At 44.3% G+C, this 20199-nt stretch carries 22 protein-coding genes, 1 tRNA gene and 2 pseudogenes; 13 read left to right on the forward strand and 12 right to left on the reverse strand.

Annotated features, from left to right (window positions below; all coding sequences use genetic code 11):
• Positions 1-2 precede the first annotated feature (2 nt).
• Together IM475_RS02315 and rpmF are read right to left on the reverse strand one after the other, a co-directional pair.
• Complete coding sequence (locus IM475_RS02315; protein ID WP_002737593.1) at positions 3-602, reverse strand: sulfite oxidase-like oxidoreductase; 600 nt, start codon at positions 600-602, stop codon at positions 3-5.
• Between the two features lie 136 nt (positions 603-738).
• The gene (gene rpmF / locus IM475_RS02320) at positions 739-921 is read right to left on the reverse strand and encodes a 50S ribosomal protein L32 (protein WP_002737202.1); all 183 of its coding nucleotides are present in this window, start codon (positions 919-921) and stop codon (positions 739-741) included.
• A 189-nt stretch (positions 922-1110) separates the two neighbouring features.
• On the opposite strand from rpmF, the gene acsF reads away from it, so the two are divergent.
• Both acsF and IM475_RS02330 read left to right on the forward strand, forming a co-directional pair.
• Complete coding sequence (acsF, locus tag IM475_RS02325; protein ID WP_287657736.1) at positions 1111-2169, forward strand: magnesium-protoporphyrin IX monomethyl ester (oxidative) cyclase; 1059 nt, start codon at positions 1111-1113, stop codon at positions 2167-2169.
• Between the two features lie 308 nt (positions 2170-2477).
• Positions 2478-3098, forward strand: a complete 621-nt coding sequence (locus IM475_RS02330; protein ID WP_287726554.1) for a neutral zinc metallopeptidase — start codon at positions 2478-2480, stop codon at positions 3096-3098.
• A gap of 51 nt (positions 3099-3149) precedes the next feature.
• Here IM475_RS02330 and IM475_RS02335 read toward each other — a convergent pair whose 3' ends face one another.
• The 7 genes from IM475_RS02335 to IM475_RS02365 all read right to left on the reverse strand — a co-directional run bounded on the left by IM475_RS02335 (position 3150) and on the right by IM475_RS02365 (position 8362).
• The gene (locus tag IM475_RS02335) at positions 3150-3320 is read right to left on the reverse strand and encodes a CAB/ELIP/HLIP family chlorophyll-binding protein (RefSeq protein WP_002742489.1); all 171 of its coding nucleotides are present in this window, start codon (positions 3318-3320) and stop codon (positions 3150-3152) included.
• An 88-nt stretch (positions 3321-3408) separates the two neighbouring features.
• The gene (locus IM475_RS02340) at positions 3409-4137 is read right to left on the reverse strand and encodes a Bax inhibitor-1/YccA family protein (RefSeq protein WP_287726555.1); all 729 of its coding nucleotides are present in this window, start codon (positions 4135-4137) and stop codon (positions 3409-3411) included.
• A gap of 368 nt (positions 4138-4505) precedes the next feature.
• The gene (gene chlG / locus IM475_RS02345) at positions 4506-5486 is read right to left on the reverse strand and encodes a chlorophyll synthase ChlG (protein WP_287726556.1); all 981 of its coding nucleotides are present in this window, start codon (positions 5484-5486) and stop codon (positions 4506-4508) included.
• A 6-nt stretch (positions 5487-5492) separates the two neighbouring features.
• Positions 5493-6569 carry a Get3/ArsA fold putative tail anchor-mediating ATPase NosAFP gene (locus IM475_RS02350; protein ID WP_287726557.1) on the reverse strand — a complete coding sequence of 359 codons (1077 nt, stop codon included), beginning with the start codon at positions 6567-6569 and terminating at the stop codon, positions 5493-5495.
• A 22-nt stretch (positions 6570-6591) separates the two neighbouring features.
• Positions 6592-6783, reverse strand: a complete 192-nt coding sequence (petP, locus tag IM475_RS02355) for a cytochrome b6f subunit PetP (protein WP_002742483.1) — start codon at positions 6781-6783, stop codon at positions 6592-6594.
• Positions 6784-6933: 150 nt separating this feature from the next.
• Positions 6934-7266: a hypothetical protein gene (locus IM475_RS02360; protein ID WP_287726558.1), complete on the reverse strand. Its 333-nt coding sequence runs from the start codon at positions 7264-7266 to the stop codon at positions 6934-6936.
• A gap of 199 nt (positions 7267-7465) precedes the next feature.
• Positions 7466-8362, reverse strand: a complete 897-nt coding sequence (locus IM475_RS02365) for an ABC transporter permease (protein WP_002781901.1) — start codon at positions 8360-8362, stop codon at positions 7466-7468.
• 332 nt (positions 8363-8694) lie between these two features.
• Between IM475_RS02365 and IM475_RS02370 the strand changes: the two are divergent.
• Positions 8695-9464: pseudogene (locus tag IM475_RS02370) on the forward strand (PEP-CTERM sorting domain-containing protein).
• A 93-nt stretch (positions 9465-9557) separates the two neighbouring features.
• Positions 9558-10472, forward strand: coding sequence for an Rpn family recombination-promoting nuclease/putative transposase (locus tag IM475_RS02375; protein WP_287726559.1), 915 nt, complete (start codon positions 9558-9560; stop codon positions 10470-10472).
• A 128-nt stretch (positions 10473-10600) separates the two neighbouring features.
• Here IM475_RS02375 and IM475_RS02380 read toward each other — a convergent pair.
• Together IM475_RS02380 and IM475_RS02385 are read right to left on the reverse strand one after the other, a co-directional pair.
• Positions 10601-10682, reverse strand: a tRNA-Leu gene (locus tag IM475_RS02380).
• A 54-nt stretch (positions 10683-10736) separates the two neighbouring features.
• Positions 10737-11417, reverse strand: coding sequence for a nucleoside phosphorylase-I family protein (locus tag IM475_RS02385; RefSeq protein WP_287726560.1), 681 nt, complete (start codon positions 11415-11417; stop codon positions 10737-10739).
• Between the two features lie 123 nt (positions 11418-11540).
• Here IM475_RS02385 and IM475_RS02390 point away from each other — a divergent pair, with 123 nt between their 5' ends.
• Entirely contained in the window at positions 11541-12596 is a 1056-nt protein-coding gene (locus IM475_RS02390) for an ABC transporter ATP-binding protein (protein ID WP_287657723.1), read from the forward strand.
• Between the two features lie 48 nt (positions 12597-12644).
• Here the strand turns inward: IM475_RS02390 and rimK are convergent, their stop codons facing one another.
• The gene (gene rimK, locus IM475_RS02395; protein ID WP_002776181.1) at positions 12645-13550 is read right to left on the reverse strand and encodes a 30S ribosomal protein S6--L-glutamate ligase; all 906 of its coding nucleotides are present in this window, start codon (positions 13548-13550) and stop codon (positions 12645-12647) included.
• A 265-nt stretch (positions 13551-13815) separates the two neighbouring features.
• On the opposite strand from rimK, the gene IM475_RS02400 reads away from it, so the two are divergent.
• From IM475_RS02400 to IM475_RS02435, 8 genes and pseudogenes are all read left to right on the forward strand, one after another.
• The gene (locus IM475_RS02400) at positions 13816-13977 is read left to right on the forward strand and encodes a hypothetical protein (protein ID WP_287657721.1); all 162 of its coding nucleotides are present in this window, start codon (positions 13816-13818) and stop codon (positions 13975-13977) included.
• 23 nt (positions 13978-14000) lie between these two features.
• Positions 14001-15014 carry a dual-specificity RNA methyltransferase RlmN gene (rlmN, locus tag IM475_RS02405; RefSeq protein WP_287726561.1) on the forward strand — a complete coding sequence of 338 codons (1014 nt, stop codon included), beginning with the start codon at positions 14001-14003 and terminating at the stop codon, positions 15012-15014.
• A 282-nt stretch (positions 15015-15296) separates the two neighbouring features.
• Positions 15297-15857 (forward strand): hypothetical protein, encoded by a 561-nt coding sequence (locus IM475_RS02410; RefSeq protein WP_287726562.1) that lies wholly within the window; start codon positions 15297-15299, stop codon positions 15855-15857.
• Between the two features lie 88 nt (positions 15858-15945).
• Positions 15946-16110: pseudogene (locus IM475_RS02415) on the forward strand (dual-specificity RNA methyltransferase RlmN); the annotation flags it as partial.
• A gap of 308 nt (positions 16111-16418) precedes the next feature.
• Positions 16419-16643, forward strand: coding sequence for a rod-capping linker protein CpcD (cpcD, locus tag IM475_RS02420; RefSeq protein ID WP_002732223.1), 225 nt, complete (start codon positions 16419-16421; stop codon positions 16641-16643).
• 288 nt (positions 16644-16931) lie between these two features.
• Entirely contained in the window at positions 16932-18131 is a 1200-nt protein-coding gene (gene cpcD/petH, locus IM475_RS02425; protein ID WP_287657716.1) for a bifunctional rod-capping linker CpcD/ferredoxin--NADP reductase PetH, read from the forward strand.
• 99 nt (positions 18132-18230) lie between these two features.
• Complete coding sequence (locus IM475_RS02430) at positions 18231-19073, forward strand: ChaN family lipoprotein (RefSeq protein WP_287726563.1); 843 nt, start codon at positions 18231-18233, stop codon at positions 19071-19073.
• A gap of 92 nt (positions 19074-19165) precedes the next feature.
• Positions 19166-20041 carry a 3'(2'),5'-bisphosphate nucleotidase CysQ family protein gene (locus IM475_RS02435; RefSeq protein ID WP_287726564.1) on the forward strand — a complete coding sequence of 292 codons (876 nt, stop codon included), beginning with the start codon at positions 19166-19168 and terminating at the stop codon, positions 20039-20041.
• Positions 20042-20199: the final 158 nt, after the last annotated feature.

A 20199-nucleotide genomic window follows, 5' to 3' on the forward strand; every position in this document is an offset into this window, starting at 1 on the left:
CGTCAAAAACCGCCATAACGTTCCTCTAACCAGGGATCACCTCGTCGATGGTAGCCATTAAGTTCCCAGAAACCCAATTGCTCTCGATCGAGAAATTCTAAGCCATTAATCCATTTAGAACTTTTCCAAGCGTAGAGATGGGGGACAACTAAACGCAGCGGACCACCGTGGTCGGGGGGTAAAGGTTGACCAAACAGTTGAAAAGCGAAAAAATTATCCTCGTGCAGGAATTCCTCTAGGGTGAGGTTAGTGGTATAACCACCATAACAGTGTTGCATGACGTGGGTAGCCTCCGGCAACAGGTCAATTAAGGTGATAAAATCCGATACCTTAATTCCCGTCCAAGTCACATCTAATTTTGACCAACGGGTGACACAGTGAAAATCCTTAGTAAATTCCCACTGCGGTAGGGCCATAAAATCCGACCAGTTAAAAATTTTAGTCGTGGCCACCTTTCCCCAAACCTTGAATAACCATTCCTCGGTCTTGATTTGGGGAGTATCTCCGTAGGTAAGCACAGGAAAACCACTAGCGAGATATTGGCCCGGAGGAACTCGGTCTTGATCGGGAGATTCTGGTTTTTTAAAGAATTTGCCTAACATTAGTTGAGACTCACAACGAAAACCCTAAACAAATCTTAAAATATTAGGGAGCGAAAAGGTTTTCTATACCTCACTCCCCACCATCAAGTCATTAAACCGTCCTAATTTTTCGGGTAACTGAAGACCGATAGGAATATTATTCCTCGTCTCCCCCTTCTTCTTCCTCTTTAGTGGGATAGACAAAGCTGTTAGAACGACCAGAAAGAACAGATTTACCCAAAGATAAGGCTTTTTGCGCTTCCCGAGCCGCTTGCTTTCTCCAGTGCGCTCTCCGTTGGTCGCGCTTGGCATTTGAGGTTTTCTTCTTGGGACAAGCCATAGTATTTTAACGATAGTTATAGACTCACAACCTTTCTATTCTACTCCCTATTTCCCTAATCGGCTCGCCAACTTGTCTTTATCCCCTACTCACTACTGCCCAAAATATTGATAAAACTTAATAATTATCATTGGCTTACCTATTTATGTTTAAAATCCTATATAGCTATGTAGTCAAGTAATTTCCATCATGGTCACTACCGTCGAACCTCCCTCCCAGAAAAAAGCTGTTCTGCGCGAAACTATCCTCACCCCTCGTTTTTATACCACCGATTTTGAGGCTGCCGCTAATTTTGACCTTTCTGAGCAAGAAACCGAAATCAAAGCGATGTTAGAGGAGATGCGGACCGATTATAACCGGCATCACTTTGAACGTCAGCAAGAATTTGAGAACTATCAAGACAATCTCGATGAAAAAACGAGAAATGCCTTTATAGATTACCTAGAACGCTCCTGTATCTCCGAATTTTCTGGCTTTTTGTTATTTAAGGAACTGTCACGACAACTCAAAAGCCGTAATCCCTTGTTAGGAGAGATATTTCATCTTATGGCTAGAGATGAGGCGCGTCATGCAGGATTTCTCAATAAAGCCATGGCTGACTTTAATATTTCCCTTGATCTAGCCAAAATTACCAAAACCCGTACCTACACCTTTTTCCCCCTTGAATGGGTATTATATACGGTCTATCTCTCCGAAAAAATCGGTTATTGGCGTTATATCCTCATTTATCGTCATTTAGAAGAACATCCCCAGTATAAATTTAATCCTCTCTTTAATTACTTCGAGAGTTGGTGTCAGGACGAAAATCGCCACGGAGATATCTTTAAAACCTTGCTGCGAGCTAAACCACAATTGTGGAATAATTGGCGATCGAGATTATGGAGTCGTTTTTTTCTGCTTTCCGTCTTTGCTACCCATAGTTTAACTGTACGCGAACGCTCAGACTTTTATGATGCTTTGGGAATAGATGCGATCGCTTTTGATCAAGAGGTAATTCGCCAGACTAATAATACTTCCGCTCGCGCTTTTCCCACCATTTTAAATGTGGACCATCCCCAATTTTTCCCCCGTTTAAACCGTTGTGCCGAACGTAATTTACAATTAAAAGCGATCGATGAAAGTAGCGCTCCTCAATGGCTAAAAACAGTCCGTAAGTTACCCTTACAGTTAGGTATCGTCGGGGATCTATTGCGATTGTATCTGATTAAACCCATAGATGCAGAGGCCACCAGAGAAATGGTACTTTAATCAGTTATCAGTTATCAGTTATCAGTTCACAGCAAAAAACTCCCCAATTTCCAATTCATAATTCATAATTCCTACACCCCACACCCCACACCCCACACCCACGAAAAACTTTTTCAGCAGACCCTAAGTAGTCCTGCCAAATTAATTTCCTCAGCCTTGACGAGAAATTCTGTAAACTTCGATCAAAAGCTGCGTAAATTCTGTATTTTCTCTGGAAGTCTTAGATATAGCTTTTAGAATTGTGATCATAGCACTAGGCTAATTCAGATTAATTAAACTTCCCCCTCACTCCCGACTTTGTTAGTATCATGAAACCTAACTCTGGCCGTAAACGGTTATTATCCCTGATATCTGCTGTTTCTTGTAGTTCCCTCTTGATTTTATCCCCTCTAGCCCAGAGAGCGCAAGCAGACGATATTAGGGATGCCCTAGAAGCGGTAATTGAATATACGGCTCAATTACACCAGATCAATTTTAAATATTTGTTAAGCAATGGCCCGATAACCACTCCCTGCGGTGTAATTTCCCTAGCGGCTTTCTGCACTGTAGATAATACAGTTTACGTCAATCTCCAGCAAGTTACTGGTATTAGCGATAATCCCCTATTTCCCCTTTACGCCGTCGCTCACGAGGCCGCTCACGCTGTTCAGTGGAATCGGGGTATCGGTGGCATCGATGAAGGTGGGATGAGCATCGGCATTGAATTACAGGCCGATTGTCTAGCGGGAGATACCCTTTCTTGGTTATTTACCGAAGCTAGAGGTTTATCCAAACAGGATTATATACTAGCGGGAAAACTTCTAGGGGAAGCCGCTTCGGAAGTGGGCGATTTTGAGGCCCCTAATCGCTCCCACGGTACACCACAACAGCGAGGTGATTCGGTCCTGCAAGGATTCTATGGGGAAAATCATCAAGCCTGTATGCGTTAACTAACACTCAAGACTGTATTTCCCCTAGAATGCCTAAAAAAGCCTAAAAAACTACTGTAACCCTAACCAAGATAACAGACCTTGGCCAGTTAGATACTCGATCAACAGGGTGATCACAAAACCAATCATAGCAGCCCTACCGTTGAGGCGCTCGGCATAGTCATTAAAGCCAAATTTGGGATCTTCTAATTTGGGGGTTTGAGTCGGTTGTGGTTCAGTCATAATCTTTACAGGCCGTTTACATTTCTTCACTATTCTAGCGGAGTTAGAACTTAGGGTGTAACTAATTTCTAACTCCCCCCTATTTGCCCTAATCCCGACCGTTAAGAGCGATTAAAAGGCGCAGAATAAAGATAAATAGGTTGATATAGGTCAAATACATCGATAAAGCAGCACTGAGATACTGCTCATCTCTGTAGGTACGGGGCAAGATGTAAAAGTCCACCACTGCCGAGCCAGCAAACAAGAAAACCCCGATGCCAGAAATAGCGATTTCTAACCAGGCGGGATTAGCACCAGTAAAGATAAAGAAAATTAGCTGACCAATGAGAACAATAAAAAGAGCGAGAATACCGATGCTCACGGTTTGAGTCAGCGCCAAACCATCTTTTTCCGACAGATTCGAGCCGATATTCCGTCCCAACACAAAAGCGATGCCGCAACCGAGGGCAGCAATTGCTACACCTCGCAAACCAACACCGGAAGTACCTAGGGCCACATAGACGATTCCACTGAGAGTATAGCCAGAAAGAAGGCTATAGAGAGTCAGCAGGGGCAGAGCAGTGCCTGTATTGCCTCTTTCGGCAGTATTACGCGCGACAAAAAATAAAATAATCTCGGCAACCAGGGCGACAAAGAAAGTCGGGAAGAAAATCTGGGGATAGGATTGGATCACACCTAAACCGCCATAGGTTCCCACCGCAGTCAAAATTAGACCGCCACCGAGATAGGGCAGGGCCTTGGGGATAACATTAGGGCCGATAAGAGCTTGGCTTTTAGCCTCGCGTAAAGCTTGACGAAAATTACTGGTATTACTCATGGTGACTAGGTTCGAGATACTTGTCTCAATCAATCTTGTTAAACAGAAACTATTCTTGATTAGTTCGTCAAGAATACTGAATCGGAGGGAAGAAAAAAAAGTAATCTTCTCCCCCGCATCGATTCCCTCTTGATTGTAACGAAAAGACTAGGGATCGAGCTAAGTAGGTAGGTATTAAAAATTGTCAGATACCCTCCTTATCAAGGCGGGATCGGCACCCCCCTTATCAAGGGGGGATTAAGGGGGGATCGAACCGAAAATCCATTTTCACCCCTCTTGACCTTTTAAGTTACCGTAAACAGAAGCCCGATTCAAGCCGATAATGTCCCGTCAACTGGATATTTCCTGTTTTTATTAATTACAATCTTTTAGAGTATCCCCTGACCTAAAGCCAAACCCGTCACCAACATTCCTAACACTAGAAAAGGCTGGGCGCTGGCTTGATATTTGACATCATTTTTGAGCGGATCCCGCAGAAAATACATATCTTGGAAAGTGATCTGAGGGATAATTAATAACAGTAAAATAGCGGCATAAAGATTCTGATGAATACTAATCAGATAGCCCGCAATTCCTGCTTGAAAAACATCGATCATAATCACACAAATCCAAGCAGCGGTCGTAATTCCAAACATAACTGGCAAGGATTTTAAGCCTAATTTTTCGTCACCTTCCACACTTTTAAAGTCGTTGACCACAGCAATGCCTAAACCCGCCAGACTATAGATGAGGGTTAGGAGCATAATTGTCCCATTTAACTGACCAAAAAGGGCGTGACCTGCCCACCAAGGTAATGCTATATAACTAGCACCGAGGGCATAATTTCCTAGCCAACCATTTTGTTTTAATTTTAAGGGTGGCGCTGAATAAATATAGGCAATAAAAGAACCAAATAGGGTTAAACAGAGCATGATCGGGAAATCATGACCGGCCCAGCGATCGAGAAGATAAGATATTCCTAACCCAGCTGCTAATAAAACCAAAATCTGGCCGACCACTTGCGGAATAGAAATTGCCCCCGAAGGAATCGGACGATAGGGTTCATTAATTGCATCGATTTCTCGATCGTAAAAATCATTTAAAGTTTGGGTATAACCAGTCATCAACGGACCGGAAAGTAACATACAGGTGGCCGCTTTTAAGACATCTTCTAAAGACCAAGTATAATTCCCCGATGAAGCAGCCCCACAGACAACCCCCCAAATCAAGGGAATCCAAGTGATCGGCTTCATCAATTGTAAGCGGATTTTCCAGAGGGAGGTTTCTGCCGATGAGGCCCCTTTCATGCCCAATAATTGGCGAGTTTTGGCCGCTCGATTATCCTTGTTTTCTATCTCGGTGTTTGACATAATCCCTTAAAAAGAAATAATTAAGTAACCGTCTTGGAATTTTGCCCCTTTTACCCCTCGTCCGGTCAGAGGCGGTGGTACATCAATATTACGCCGTTGATCCCCGGCTTCGATGGTTAATTCTGGACCCGATTGCGTCAGTTTTACCTGTTTTTTCTCGAATCCGGGTAAATAAACCTTGACCTGACCAGCTGCCGGATCGATTATTAACGGTTTGGGCGGCTGCACCGTGAGAAAATTGGGTAACTCGGCGATTAACTCCTGCCAATCTTCTCCTTGACGGTCGGGTAAAATCGCCGCCGGCAGCGGGGCAAAATCCTCCGTAGCACTCTGACAGCGATTAAAAATCACTCCCCCCACATTTAAACCGATTTGCTGCGCCGCACCCCAAAGATATTTGGCATCTGCGATCGCAATTGGCTCATCATTGGTGACTAGATAGGCTAAAACTCGCCGAGGATCGGCTAAAGCGGAACGTCCCTCGTCTAAAATGTTATTATCGGCCTTCTTCCCTAAACCGTCGGGATTAAAGGAGAAATTCAGCACGGCAGCGGCAATCGGTTGGAAAAAGGGAGAAAGGGTGCGACCGATCTCAGAATCGCTGAAAACCTGCCGAAAACGCCGTAAATACCAGCCACCTACCTCTGGAATCGCCAACATTCTCAGACTGTTGATATCTCCGCTGCCGTCGTAGATGATGACATCGTAATTTCCGCTTTTATCCTGTTCCCGCAGGAAATTTAAAGCTAGAGCTTGATCCATTCCGGGTAAAATACCCAACTCTTGACCATAAACGTTTTTCAAGGTGGGAGAACGCAAATACTGCTTTTCCAATTCCTTGACTTCTTCCCAACTTTTTTCTAGTAATTGTGTACTACTAAGCTGGACAACCGAGAGATTGGGGGCAATTTCCGTAATGGAGGAGCTAGGGGAGGCCTTGAGGAGTAATCCCCAAGCAGGACCGGAATCTTGACCGATCAAGAGAACTTTTGACCCCAGACCAGCCATTTTCTTCGCCGAAGCGATCGCTATTGTACTGCGACCGCTGCCCCCCTTGCCCAAAAAGGTCAAAATTAAGGACATAGTTAATTCCTAAGCGTTGTATTTAGATGAGTTTGAGTTCATCCTCAAAAAACCAAGTAGCGGTCTTATCATCGAACTGGACAACAGCACCAACACCGCTGCCATCGGTCATCTTAAAGTTTTTGATGACACCCACTTTACCCAATTTACCCGCTACATCCGAGTTAACGCGGTCTCTTAAGCGACAGACCTTGACTTTTTGCCCGATTTCCATTACTTCCACAGTTTTAATAAGACGATAATTCAATAAACCAATCCTAAGTTTAATATAAATTCGTGTAAGATAAACCCCCCAATGCTCTTCAGTTATCGGTCTTTCTCAGATCATCTGCACTTAGCGATCATATATACTAGCAAAAAGGTTTTATTTGGCTTCTGGGGCAGGATTTTGTAGATTTTCCAGTTGTTCCCTTTGCTTGCGTTTAAACTCCTCGGCCGCTTCGTTGATATTATTGAGGGTGTCTTCCTGAAATTCCGATCCGTCCCGGCTACGACGAAAATTACTATTATGAATCAAGTCTAAAGGATTAAAACCACCGAGATCATCCCTGCCATCGGAACTACGTTCATTTTTTTGATAGTCCGGTTGACTGGGGTTCAAGCTTTGAGCTAACACTTGCGGACTAAAATCAGCCCCGACCAATAAAATAGTAGCTAGGAATAAAGACGATTTGATCAACATTTTTTGAGTATTCATAATCTGACTCCTCAGAAAATTAAGTGGGTAGGTGTTAAAAGTTGTCAGGCACCCCCCTTATCAAGGGGGGCAGGGGGGATCAGAGGCAAAATCTATCTTCAATTTAATTATAACTACTTACTTGTCTAGTTTTTGGTTGTGAGAAAGTTACCAGCTTTTCAGTTATCAGTAAACTAATAACTAATAACTGATAACTGATTTAAGCAAAACGACGACGAAGTAAGGGCTGAATTGCCAAAAGGATTAGCAGATCAAAAGCGAAGAGCAGGGCTAAAACTGTCAAGAAATTGAGGTCAAGCCAAGGGGTTTGTAAGACTATGCTATCAAAAGACCAGTGCTGATTGAAATAAATATAACGGATCGGTTCGATCGCATAGGTAAGAGGGTTGAGACTAGCGATTACTTGTAACCAATCTGCCATAAAGTTTAAGGGAGCGAGGGCGGTACTGGCAAATAAAAGCGGTAAATTGGTGACGAAAATGACGGCGATTAATTCGATATGTCCGGGCAGAGCAAAGGTTAAACTGAGACTTAAGGCAGTCATCCCCAAAACTATTAGGAAAACAATCAAAGCGATCGCACCTAATCCGGCTAAACTAGGCAATCCTGCCCCTAAAAAGGCACTAGCAGCCACGATCGAGGCGGTTTGGATGAAACTGAGGGCGATAATATAGATGGTAGAAGCGGCCACGATCGAGTACCGAGTGGTTAAAGGTGCTACCAAGAGACGGTTAAGAAAGCCAAATTCTCGATCGAACATTACCGGTAAACCGGCATTGAGGGCCCCAGAAAAAGCGGTAAAGACAATCACCCCGGGGGCGAGAAATTTAGCATAACTGAGATCGTTGCCGAATAGACCCTGGGGAGCCTTATAAAACAATGCCCCAAATAAAATCAGCCACATAAAGGGCTGAATTACCCCCGCGATTAGGGTTGAAGGACGACGTTGTAATTGGATGAACAGACGTTTAGTCATGGCCAGAGTTTCTTGCAGAAATTCCCCTAGCACATTTCCCCCATCGTCCACCGTTGCTGCTCTAGTGGGATTGGGGGCTAAACTAGCTTTTAAGGAAGAAGGTGTGATGGTTTGGCTCATGAAATATTTACCTCTAATGCAGTCTTAACGAGTAATTTGGATAGTCAACAGTTTATAAGTGATCAGATGGCTCTCTTGGGGTTCCGGTGATCAGCAAATCCTCTCGAAGAAAAGACTTACACCCTACCACTTCTCCAATATACAAGGGGCGTAAGCCCTAGGGGAAAGGAATGTAAATATTTATTAAATTGTAGCGTTTGATACAATGCGGGGGGGGAAGTGTGTATGCTCTCCTTGAGCATTCGCTTGTCATTGTTTTGGGTTGCCCTATTGCTTAACCCGAATCGAAATGTCACGCACTCAAACCATTTACCATTAACCCTTTTCTTTTCATGAAAATAAAACAACTCTGCTTTGTCTCTGGAGTTGCCCTGGCGACTCTAGCAACGGCTAGTGCGGCACAAGCTGCTTTGGTGGTCGTACCCCCCGCCCCGGCTTGGCTCCTGGCGCTCAGTATCGGTTGGTGTTTGTCACTGACGGCACACGGGATGCAACAAGCTTCAACATCGCCGACTACAATACCTTTGTCACCAACCAGGTAACAGGAAGCGCTCTTGCTACGGCTTTAACAACGGCAGGATTTAACCCGAATACGACCACTTGGACTGCGATCGCTTCTACGCGAGCTTCAGGTTCTATTGTCGCAGTCAATGCTCGTGATAATACAGGGACTAATCCATCGAGTCCGGGTGTCCCCATCTACCTCATAGATGGCAATCGGGTCGCCAACAATAATACCGATCTCTGGGATAGCTCCATAATACGATCGATTAACGTAACTCAGAGTGGTGCAACAACACCAACAGCAGGGGCGGCTGTTTGGACTGGAACGAATCAATCGGGAGTGGTGTCTCCTGGTACAACAGACACAAATGGTCTTGGCGGCACGACTGGTTTTGCGATGACTGGTCTCACCAATCTAACAACTGCCAATTGGATTTTCAACAATACAACCAATAGAACAAATACGCGTCGTCTCTATGGAATGTCTTCTGTCCTGAAAGTGCCTGTGTTAGAAATCCCCGAACCCTCTAGCCTTCTTGGTTATATCACACTGGGCGGTTTAATGTTAGGGGGTGCTGTCCGCAAAGCGAGGAAATAATGTCCCAGGGAGAGGAGACGCGGGTTTCCTCTCTCTTTTTTGAGGGGTTTCATGGGAAGATCGGCAAAGAGCTATGGTGCAATCCCGATCATAATGAAACGAGACTCGATATTTTACCTGCTTTTTCAACAATCCCCCTCCCTTCTCTTCGATTTACTGGAAAACCCACCAGATAATGCCACCGAATACCGCTTTGACTCCGTAGCCGTCAAAGAACCCAAATTTGAGATCGATGGCGTATTCCTGCCACCCGATAATGATAGTAGCGGGGTGATCTATTTTTGCGAAGTGCAATTTCAAAAAGACGAACGACTTTATGAAAGGGTATTTGGTGAATCATTTTTGTATTTTTATCGTCAGCGAGAACGATTTACCGATTGGCAAATTGTTGTCATCTATCCCACTCGTAGCCTAGAACAAAGTAATTCCCATCCCTACCGGGCGCTGCTCAATTGTCATCAGGTGCATCGAATTTATCTCAACGAATTAGGCGAAATTCAGCAGTTACCCCTAGGAGTTGCCTTGATGGTACTCACTACTGTGGAAGAAACCCAAGCACCAGAAAAAGCTCGCTATTTACTGGCACGAACCCAAGAGCAAATTGCAGATACAGAAGCCAGTCGCGCCATAATAGAAATGATTGCCACAATTATGGTCTATAAATTTACTAACTTGAGTCGGCAGGAGGTGGAAGCAATGCTAGGACTACAATTGGCAGATACAAGGGTATATCGTGAAGCCAAGGAAGAAGGACGACTGGAAGGACGACTGGAAGGACGACTGGAAGGACGACTGGAAGGACAACTGGAAGGACGACTGGAAGGACGACTGGAAGGAGAATCTGCCCTGATTTTGCGTCTGTTGCAACGTCGCTTTGGTGCGGTGGATGAGGTGTTGGCTGCCCAGATTCAGGCTCTAGAAATCGAGCAATTAGAGTCCTTGGCTGAGGCTTTGTTGGATTTTACGGCATTAAACGACCTAGTGCTTTGGCTAAATCGCTACTCGTAACCGCTTAACTAAACTTAGTCAAACCTAAGCCACCTGAAAGGATGAGTTAGGAAATTTTGATGGCCAAATATCCATCCCTGACGATAGGTGACAAGGGCAATTCTTGTCAGAGGGCAGATAAAAGTTTATGCGGATGGCGAGACTCGAACTCGCAAGGCGTAAGCCACACGCCCCTCAAACGTGCGTGTCTACCAGTTCCACCACATCCGCTTGATTTTAGCTTAACCACTATAGCACAGAAAAAAAATAATCTGCAAGCAAATTTTAAAAATTACTGCCGCACAACCTTCGCGCCACCTGAGTTAGTACGGATAAACCTTTTAGGGAACCTTGAATCAAATGGAAGGCCGGGACAGGACGGATTAACATTTGTCGAGTTAGGGGCAATGGTAGCAGCTGACCTTGATTATCAATTGCCGGGGCTAAATCGGGTAAATCCTGTGTCACCTCGTCGCTAATCACGCGCACAATTGCCACTTTTTGCCCCGATAAAGCTGCTAAAATCCTTGCTCCTTCCATATCTACCACCTCATAGCCCCCCTGTCCTAAACGTCGTTTTTCCTCGGACTGGCTAATCAGGCGATCGCTGGTTAAACCTTTAACGAGACTATATCCGGTTAATTGGGCGATTTCTGCGGTTATTTCCGGTTCACACTGCCAATAATTCCCCTTTTCTAGGCCACAACCTTGATAGATTACCCCATCTCCGACCCGATAGCGATCGCTGAGACTGCCCGCTAATCCCATCAGCACAATTTTTCCTGTGAGCTTATTAAGAAATTCTAGAGATAGCTTAGAGACTGGGGAACTGTCGAGGAATTCTGGAGCGCCAAGGTTAATCGGGATAATTTGCGGGGCTAAATCGCCGATTGTCCTTAATCCTCGACGGATTGAGCTATGCTCGGCCCCCCGGGGAACGAGAATAATATCTTCAGGTGTGAGCATGAAATTTTTGAGAAAGTTTCCTAATTAGTCCACTGAGATGTTATAAACAATAATAGTGAACTAATTAGGAATAATTCTTAAGTAAATAGCCCTGCCACTGACTGGGCGATTGTCTTTCCCACCATGAAAAAGTCTGTCATTCTGCGTTTATCCGAGGTTAACAAGCGTTTTCCCGCTTCTCCTACTCTAGCTGTCGATAATATCAGTTTTAGTTTAACAGAGGGCGAAATTCTCGGATTATTGGGTCCGTCGGGCTGCGGTAAAACCACTCTACTGCGGATGATTGCGGGATTTGAAAAACCATCTCAAGGAGTGATTGAATTGGGAGGGCGAATAGTTGCCGACGAAAAAACCTTTATTCCCCCGGAAAAACGCAATACGGGCATGGTTTTTCAGGATTACGCTCTTTTTCCCCATTTAACCATCGCTGACAATATCGCCTTTGGGTTAAAAAATTCTGGGGAGAAATTATCGAGCAAAGCTATTAACGCCAGGGTGGCGGAAACTTTGGATTTAGTCGGACTGCAAGGACTAGAAAAACGTTATCCCCATCAGCTATCGGGAGGACAACAGCAACGAGTCGCCCTCGCCCGCGCTTTAGCCCCAAAACCCTCTTTAATCCTCTTAGATGAACCTTTAAGTAATCTCGATGTGCAGGTACGGCAACGGTTACGGCACGAGATCCGTCATATCCTCAAAGCGACCGGCATCTCGGCCATTTTTGTCACCCACGACCGGGAGGAAGCAATGGTGATCAGTGACACAATTGCGGTCATTTGTCAAGGAAAATTAGAACAAATTAACAATCCCGAAGCAATTTATAGTCATCCGGCCTCGCGATTCGTGGCCGAGTTTGTCACCCAAGCTAACTTTCTCCCCGCTAGACGGAAGGGGGAACAATGGCAAACCGAGATAGGAGTCTGGGAAATTGCCGATGGTCAAGATTTGGACAAAGGGGAATTGATGCTGAGAGAGGAAGATGTCAAAATTAAACCGGATGAGACGGGAGAGCTGGTTATTTGCGATCGCCAATTTTTGGGGCGGGAATACCGTTATTGTCTGTTAACGGCCACCGGCAGCCAAATCCACGCTAGAACAACGATTAACACCCAATTAGACATCGGTACAAAGGTAAAACTATCGATTATTCCCGATAGCGTCCGTGTATTTGCCGACTGATAAATCACATCTGACCCCTGACTCCTGAATTCCCATCGGTCTCTCCAGCTAATATTGATATCGATCGCGATTGAGGACTAGGGTGGCATTTTTAGCGACAAAATCGATAATTTTTTTAGCCACATCCACACCGGTGGCCGCTTCTATTCCTTCTAAACCGGGAGAGGAATTAACCTCGATAACCACAGGCCCGTGATTGGACCGCAATAAGTCCACACCCGCAACCCGTAAACCCATGGCTTTAGTGGCCCGTATAGCCGTACTGCGTTCCTCTGGGGTTAATTTTATCTTTTCTGCTTTGCCACCGCGGTGAAGATTAGAACGAAAATCCCCTTCGGCCCCCTGTCGCTTCATCGAGGCTACCACTTTTCCATCGATGACAAAACAGCGCAGATCTGCCCCACTGGCCTCTTTAATATACTCTTGTACTAGAATATTAGCCTCTAGTTGCCGAAAAGCTTCAATAACTGACTTGGCTGCTTGGTCTGTTTCCGCTAAGACTACCCCAATACCTTGAGTTCCCTCTAATAATTTAATCACCAGAGGGGTGCCGCCGACGGTTTCGATTAAACCATCGATATCTTGAGTTGCGTGAGCAATTCCCGTCACCGGTAAACCTATCCCTTCCCTAGCCAGGATTTGCAGACAACGCAATTTATCCCGCGACCGAGAAATTGCTTGCGAGTCGTTGGCAGTAAAAACATTCATCACCTCGAATTGTCGGACGACTGCGGTTCCATAGAAGGTTTTTGAGGCGGCAATACGGGGAATAATTGCGTCGAAACTCTCCAAGGGTTTACCGTTATAGACAACCGTGGGTTTATGGGAGGTGATGTTCATGTAACAGCGCAAATAATTGATCACTCGTACCTCATGGCCTTGAGCTTCTCCCGCTTCTTTCAGTCGCTTGGTGGAATAAAGAGAAGCGTCTTGCGATAAAATAGCGATTTTCATAAATTTTCGCTTAAATATTGCTTTTACAACTGAATAGCTCCTTATTTCCCCATATTGACTTTTTTTGCTGGCAACTCATAAAATTTCTGTTCTCGATCGAAGTCCATCGATCATTATGGCGCTGACAGTTCCCCTTGAACAGTTAAGTTAAATGAAAGGTAAAAAAGATCAAGCTTAAGACTAGATTTATTTTTGTCGTCAGGCTCAGTTTAAGTTATAGTTTTAAGTACCTAAGCAAAATTAACTACACATTTCGATAAAGCTTTTGCCTTTTGCCTATCCTAACCAAGAAATTAATTTTACACGACTACTTAAGTATTTAATTGACGAACAAAGACTAGAGAAGGAGCAAAGGGAAAAAATGTCAATTAATCAATACAATTTTGTTACGGTTTTGCTACTAGGGATGATCGATCGTTTAGAATGATAAGGTGATCAAAGATAATAATTATGACTTTACTAGCGAAATCTTTAGAGGAACTGACGGACTGGGTAAAAGACCAGGGACAACCCGCTTATCGGGGGAAACAATTACACCAATGGCTATACGAAAAAGGGGTGCATTCTTTGGCGGATATTTCCGTATTTCCCCAAGAGTGGCGCAGCAAGATGGCAGACTATCCTATCGGTCGTTCCCTCATAAATTATCGCAGTGTAGCACCCGATCGCACCCGTAAATATCTGCTAAAACTGGCGGATGGTTTAATTATCGAAGCGGTGGGAATTCCCAGTGAAAAAAGATTGACAGTCTGTGTTTCTTCGCAAGTGGGCTGCCCGATGGCCTGTGATTTTTGTGCCACGGGAAAAGGGGGTTTTACTCGTAATTTAAAAGCACATGAAATCGTTGACCAAGTGTTAACAGTACAGGAGGATTTTCAACAGCGAGTTAGTCATGTGGTGTTTATGGGGATGGGGGAACCTTTATTAAATATTCCCGAAGTGGTGACAGCGATTCATTGCCTTAATAAAGATATGGGTATCGGTCAGCGTTGTTTAACTATTTCGACGGTGGGATTACCCCATAAAATCAAGCAACTAGCGGCACATAATTTGCAAGTAACTTTTGCTGTTAGTCTTCATGCTTCTAATCAACAAGTTCGAGCTAAATTAATCCCCAGTGCCGACCATTATCCCCTAACTAATCTGATCCAAGACTGTCAGGAATATGTTCAAATCACGGGACGAAGGGTGACATTTGAATACATTCTTTTAGCGGGAGTGAATGATTTACCCGAACACGCAGGGGAATTAGCCAAACTGGTGAAAGGTTTTCAATCCCACGTCAATCTCATCCCCTATAATCCTATTCAAGAGGTAGATTATCAACGGCCTGATCAAAAAAGAATCAGGGCTTTTAAAACTATTTTAGAACAGGAAAAAGTCGCCGTTACTGTCCGTTATTCGAGAGGTTTAGCGGCCGATGCGGCCTGTGGACAATTACGAGCGAGCGTCATGGTCAAATAAACTTGATTTGTTCACTACTCTATCATCAGTTTTCTCTGTTATAATTAGAGTAACAGAGGAGTTTTAGCGGTGTTGTTTGTTAATAATTGTAAAATTTAATCAAGATCGGGATGGTTATCGAGTAACACCTCAACAGTAGGGCAAATAACTGTTAATTGTGCTTCTTTAACTAGCGGTTTTGGTTATCCCGTTGCGGAATTTTTTCAGAGGGGTAAATTTTAGTATTTGTCAGCCGCAGTAACTCGACTATTGGTAATTTCTTCGAGTTCGGGGGTAAGGATCATGAAAAGTAAAATATTAGCAATTGCAGCTTTAGGAACTTTAGCGGTTTTTAATTGTTTTCCTGGGGTAGCTTATAGTCAACCGCTACTTGTCAGCCAAGAATCAACCACACCCACCTTGATCGTAATTGATGATGAGGAGATGGCACAACTTCCTGTGCCTGTTCGTCAAGGATTGGAACTGTATCTAGCGGGCAATACTGGTGGTGCAGTTGATGTGTGGGTAGATAGCATGATTAAATTCGCCAAGGATCATGAGGATTTTTTTGAATCGGCCGAACAAGCTAGAAGGGATGTCCATATCTGGGAGGAATCCCGTTTACAAATGAAAAAAATTCTCAAACAATACACTCAAGCTAGTGGACCTTGTAAACAATCTATTTTCCTGCAAGAACTTATCTATCCCCAGAATAAGTTTTTAAGACGTTTTTTCTTGAAACTTCGCCACGAACAAGATTCTTTGTTTATAGAGTTTATCACTTTACAGACCCCTAAAGGAGTGTATATTACCCACTTTCACTTCAATCAAGACCTGCGAGAAATCATCGGGGATGATAAGTAGTAGGACATCAATCGACTACACTAGATCAAGGAGGTAGCGTTGCGACTTATCAGCAGGCTGATCTTCAAACAATTAACAGTGATCACTTAATCCCATTCAGGAGGTGGATGATCAACGGCCTGATCAAAAGAGAATTAAGGCTTTTAAAACTATTTTAGAACAGGAAAAAGTCGCCGTTACTGTCCGTTATTCCAGAGGTTTAGCCGCCGATGCGGCCTGTGGACACTTGCGATCGAGTGTCATGGTACAATAAACGGCCGTAAATCGGCCATTAACTAGGGTTGGCTGAATAAATCTAAAAACCTTGTTGGGTAAGACGTTTAGACTTTTGGAAAATCAAAAGGTGCCAGCCATTGGAGGGATCGGGGGGAAAATTCAGGGACTTTTTCCCTGAAAATTAGGTAATTTACCAGATGAAAATGGGTACAACCCTACACCCTACACCCTACACCCCACACCCTGGCCCCACGAGAAACTTTTTGCCGCAAACCCTAACTAGATTGCTAGTCTCCCTGCTAGGCTAAACTAGAGAACTATAACATCAATGTAGGAGCCATTTCGATGCAAAGTCTCTCTAGTGCCAAAGAAAATCGCCTTTTTGTCTATGAAGTCGTCGGTTTGAGTCAAAATGACAATACTGATAACCTAGATTATTCTATCCGTAAGAGTGGCAGTGTCTTTTTGACCGTTCCCTATAGCCGCATGAATCAAGAAATGCGTCGGATTACCCGTTTAGGCGCTCGCATCGTCAGCATTAAACCCTTAAACGCTGCTGCGGCCGAGTAGTTGAAAAAATAATTATTGCTAATATCTGTCCCCCGCTCTTGTCCTCATCAGGCCAACCAGGGGGATTTTTAGCATAAATGGGGAAAAGTAGCAGAAATCTTAATAAAAAGTAAAAATGCTGCAAATGTAACAGATTTTAACCAGAGAGTTGACCTATCCTGATGAAAAAGATAAAAGCGATGTCTGTGGTTTTTTTAAGATAACTCTCAATTAGGCCTAGGTGTAGTGTACCGATGGTAGGCTAAACTATGGAACGATTATCGTGACTTGAGTTGGGAGTTATATTTAATGTACAGTCCGAGTACACTAGCGGGAAACCGTTTATTTGTTTACGAAGTGGCGGGTCTCAATCAAAACGACAATACTGACAGCTTGGATTATTCAATCCGTCAGAGTGGAAGCGTGTTTTTCACGGTTCCCTACAGTCGCATGAATCAAGAAATGCGTCGGATTACCCGTTTAGGTGGTCGTATCGTCAGCATCAAACCCTTAAATGGGATTGCCCCCGTAGCAACTGTTTCTAGTGCCTCCACACCACAGCCAATCGCTCAATCATCGCCCGTCACCGAACAGACCAAGAAAAAGGCCATGACCCAAGCGAAAGAAAAAACAGATATCCCCGTCAACATCTACCGTCCGAATCAACCCTTTATCGGCAAATGTATCGAGAATTATCCTCTCGTTGATGAGGGAGGTATCGGCATCGTACAACACGTCACCTTTGACCTTTCTGGGGGCGATTTACGCTATTTAGAAGGGCAAAGTATCGGTATTATCCCCCCGGGGACCGATGCTAATGGCAAACCTCATAAATTGAGACTCTATTCGATCGCCTCCACCCGTCATGGTGATAAATTAGACGATAAAACCGTATCCCTCTGCGTGCGTCAGTTAGAATACCAACACCCAGAAACCAAGGAAACGGTTTATGGAGTTTGTTCCACCCATCTCTGTAATGTAGAGGTGGGTGCCGATGTGGCTATTACCGGCCCTGTGGGTAAGGAAATGCTGCTACCGGGTGATGAAGATGCCACTATCATTATGATGGCCACTGGGACGGGAATCGCTCCCTTCCGAGCTTTCCTCTGGCGGATGTTCAAGGAACAACACGAAGATTATAAATTCAAAGGTCTAGCTTGGTTGATTTTCGGAGTTCCCAAAACGGCCAATATTCTCTACCAAGAAGAATTAGAGAAAATCGCGGCGGAATTCCCCGATAACTTCCGTCTCACCTATGCCATCAGCCGGGAACAGCAAAATCCCCAGGGCGGTAGAATGTATATTCAACACCGGGTAGCCGAACACGCTGACGAAATCTGGAATCTACTCCAAAGTCCCAAAACCCACGCTTATATGTGCGGACTGAAAGGGATGGAAGATGGTATCGACGATGCTATCAGTGGTGCCGCCGCTAAAAATGGCGCTGATTGGTCTGTCTATCAGAAACAACTGAAAAAAGAACATCGCTGGCACGTAGAAACCTACTAAACCAGAAAGGTTCTCTGAAAATTTTTTCGGGTGGGCATTGCTCACCCTTTTTGTCTTGGCTTCGGTTAAGATCAGTTTTTTAAAAGGCCTTTAATAAAGATGAAATTCTCTCGACGCTTTTTTCCTGTTTTCCTTGCCCTCTGCTTACTGTTTATTTTGCTGCCCCGGGCCTGGAGTTTTACTAATAGCCAAAAACAAATTCTGGCAGATTTAAAAACAGCCGAGATTATTTATCTGGGAGAAAGGCACGATAGCCAAGGCGATCATCAGGCCCAATTAGCTATTATCGAGTATTTACAGGCTAATAATCCCCAAATAGCGATCGCTTTTGAGATGTTTCAACGTCCTTACCAAATCTATTTGGATCAGTATTTAGCCGGCAAAATTAGCGAAAATCAGTTGAGAGAAAAAAGTGAATACGACCAACGTTGGGGATTTGATTGGGAATTTTACGCCCCGATCCTGCGCTTGGCCAAGGCGAAAAAACTACCATTGATCGCCCTCAATACACCCACGGAAATCACTAGAAAAGTGGCACGGGAGGGCTTAGAAAGCCTCTCCACCTCAGAAATGACCTACATTCCCCCTAAAAGCGAAATAAACCAGGATAACGAGGAGTACCGTCAACAGATCTTAGCCGTTTATCAGCAACACACGGGGGGCAAAAGTCAGGGATTCGATCGCTTTTTTCTGGCACAGGTCCTCTGGGATGAAACCATGGCCGATGCGATCGCTAAATTCTGGCAAGCTCATCCCGAATATCAGATTATCGTCCTAGCAGGAAAAGGTCATATTGCCTACGGTTACGGCATTCCCAGTCGAGTCCAAAGAAGATTAGGCGATCGCGTCAGCCAGCGCTCGGTTTTCTTGGGAGACGCTCCTCAATCATCACCAGCAGAAACCAAAAAACCCGCCGATTATTTTTGGCAAGGGCAAAATTAAGCCAGTCAGGAGCTAGGAAGCAAGGGATGATAAGCTAAGATGCCAGTCTTTCAATTTAGTAGATAATAGGTCTGAAAAACTGAGGCTATTTTATGATTAATTTAACCTGTCAAGATACCGAAACACTCGATCGCATTTTAGCTGTGACTCGTGCCGTCGGTTGGGGTGGTGCTAAAATTCTCCAATCCTACCACCGGGGTGAACAGGATTTAGCCGTCAACGAGGAAAAAAAAGGCGGACCGGTGACGGCGGCGGATTTAGCGGCAAATCACTATATTTTAGGGGAATTACAAACAAATTTCTCGGATATCGACTTTGGTTATCTAAGCGAGGAAACCCATCAGGGTAATGAAGCTATCCCGAAAGATTGGGTATGGATTATCGATCCTTTGGACGGAACCCGCGATTTTATCAACAAAACGGGAGAATATGCCCTACATATCGCTTTATGTTATCAGGGAAGACCGATCATCGCCGTGGTTGCCCTACCGGATCAAGAAAAACTCTATTTTGCCCAAAAAGGAAAAGGTACTTTTCTAGAAACTAGCGACGGAAATATTACACAGGTAAAAGTTGCCAATAAAGATAAAATTACCGATCTCTATCTGGTGGTTAGTCGTACCCATCGCGACCAACGTTTTGATAATTTATTAAGCCAAATACCCTTCTTCGGTAAAAATTATGTGGCTAGTGTGGGCTGTAAAATTGCCACGATCCTCGAACAAAAATCCGATGTTTATATCTCCCTATCGGGGAAATCGGCGGCTAAAGACTGGGATTTTGCTGCTCCAGAGTTGGTTTTAACGGAAGCGGGCGGCAAATTCTCCTATTTTGACGGTCAACCAGTGCGCTATAATCGCGGCGATGTGCGGCAATGGGGGGGGATCATGGCTAGTAATGGTCCTTGTCATCAACAACTTTGTCAGTTGTCCACAGCAATCCTCGCCCAAATTGATGCCACTGTCTAATTTCTGCTCTCTTATTCTTTAGACATCTCCAAAAATTTGTAAGTCAGTCACAGCAAGGAAGACAGGCAGATTAGACCAAGAGTCAAAATTAGCTCTAAAAACCGATTAATCAGGGTTTTAAGAGACAAAATCGAATTTTGACGGAAAACTATGGCTAA

Origin of the sequence: Microcystis sp. M061S2 (assembly GCF_020245605.1) — a bacterium.
GTDB lineage: Bacteria > Cyanobacteriota > Cyanobacteriia > Cyanobacteriales > Microcystaceae > Microcystis.

Coding starts and splice junctions, on each gene's coding strand:
- IM475_RS02315 (WP_002737593.1), bottom strand. CDS start 602: ATGTTAGGCAAATTCTTTAAAAAACCAGAATCTCCCGATCAAGACCGA.
- rpmF (WP_002737202.1), bottom strand. CDS start 921: ATGGCTTGTCCCAAGAAGAAAACCTCAAATGCCAAGCGCGACCAACGG.
- acsF (WP_287657736.1), top strand. CDS start 1,111: ATGGTCACTACCGTCGAACCTCCCTCCCAGAAAAAAGCTGTTCTGCGC.
- IM475_RS02330 (WP_287726554.1), top strand. CDS start 2,478: ATGAAACCTAACTCTGGCCGTAAACGGTTATTATCCCTGATATCTGCT.
- IM475_RS02335 (WP_002742489.1), bottom strand. CDS start 3,320: ATGACTGAACCACAACCGACTCAAACCCCCAAATTAGAAGATCCCAAA.
- IM475_RS02340 (WP_287726555.1), bottom strand. CDS start 4,137: ATGAGTAATACCAGTAATTTTCGTCAAGCTTTACGCGAGGCTAAAAGC.
- chlG (WP_287726556.1), bottom strand. CDS start 5,486: ATGTCAAACACCGAGATAGAAAACAAGGATAATCGAGCGGCCAAAACT.
- IM475_RS02350 (WP_287726557.1), bottom strand. CDS start 6,569: ATGTCCTTAATTTTGACCTTTTTGGGCAAGGGGGGCAGCGGTCGCAGT.
- petP (WP_002742483.1), bottom strand. CDS start 6,783: ATGGAAATCGGGCAAAAAGTCAAGGTCTGTCGCTTAAGAGACCGCGTT.
- IM475_RS02360 (WP_287726558.1), bottom strand. CDS start 7,266: ATGAATACTCAAAAAATGTTGATCAAATCGTCTTTATTCCTAGCTACT.
- IM475_RS02365 (WP_002781901.1), bottom strand. CDS start 8,362: ATGAGCCAAACCATCACACCTTCTTCCTTAAAAGCTAGTTTAGCCCCC.
- IM475_RS02375 (WP_287726559.1), top strand. CDS start 9,558: ATGAAACGAGACTCGATATTTTACCTGCTTTTTCAACAATCCCCCTCC.
- IM475_RS02385 (WP_287726560.1), bottom strand. CDS start 11,417: ATGCTCACACCTGAAGATATTATTCTCGTTCCCCGGGGGGCCGAGCAT.
- IM475_RS02390 (WP_287657723.1), top strand. CDS start 11,541: ATGAAAAAGTCTGTCATTCTGCGTTTATCCGAGGTTAACAAGCGTTTT.
- rimK (WP_002776181.1), bottom strand. CDS start 13,550: ATGAAAATCGCTATTTTATCGCAAGACGCTTCTCTTTATTCCACCAAG.
- rlmN (WP_287726561.1), top strand. CDS start 14,001: ATGACTTTACTAGCGAAATCTTTAGAGGAACTGACGGACTGGGTAAAA.
- IM475_RS02410 (WP_287726562.1), top strand. CDS start 15,297: ATGAAAAGTAAAATATTAGCAATTGCAGCTTTAGGAACTTTAGCGGTT.
- cpcD (WP_002732223.1), top strand. CDS start 16,419: ATGCAAAGTCTCTCTAGTGCCAAAGAAAATCGCCTTTTTGTCTATGAA.
- cpcD/petH (WP_287657716.1), top strand. CDS start 16,932: ATGTACAGTCCGAGTACACTAGCGGGAAACCGTTTATTTGTTTACGAA.
- IM475_RS02430 (WP_287726563.1), top strand. CDS start 18,231: ATGAAATTCTCTCGACGCTTTTTTCCTGTTTTCCTTGCCCTCTGCTTA.
- IM475_RS02435 (WP_287726564.1), top strand. CDS start 19,166: ATGATTAATTTAACCTGTCAAGATACCGAAACACTCGATCGCATTTTA.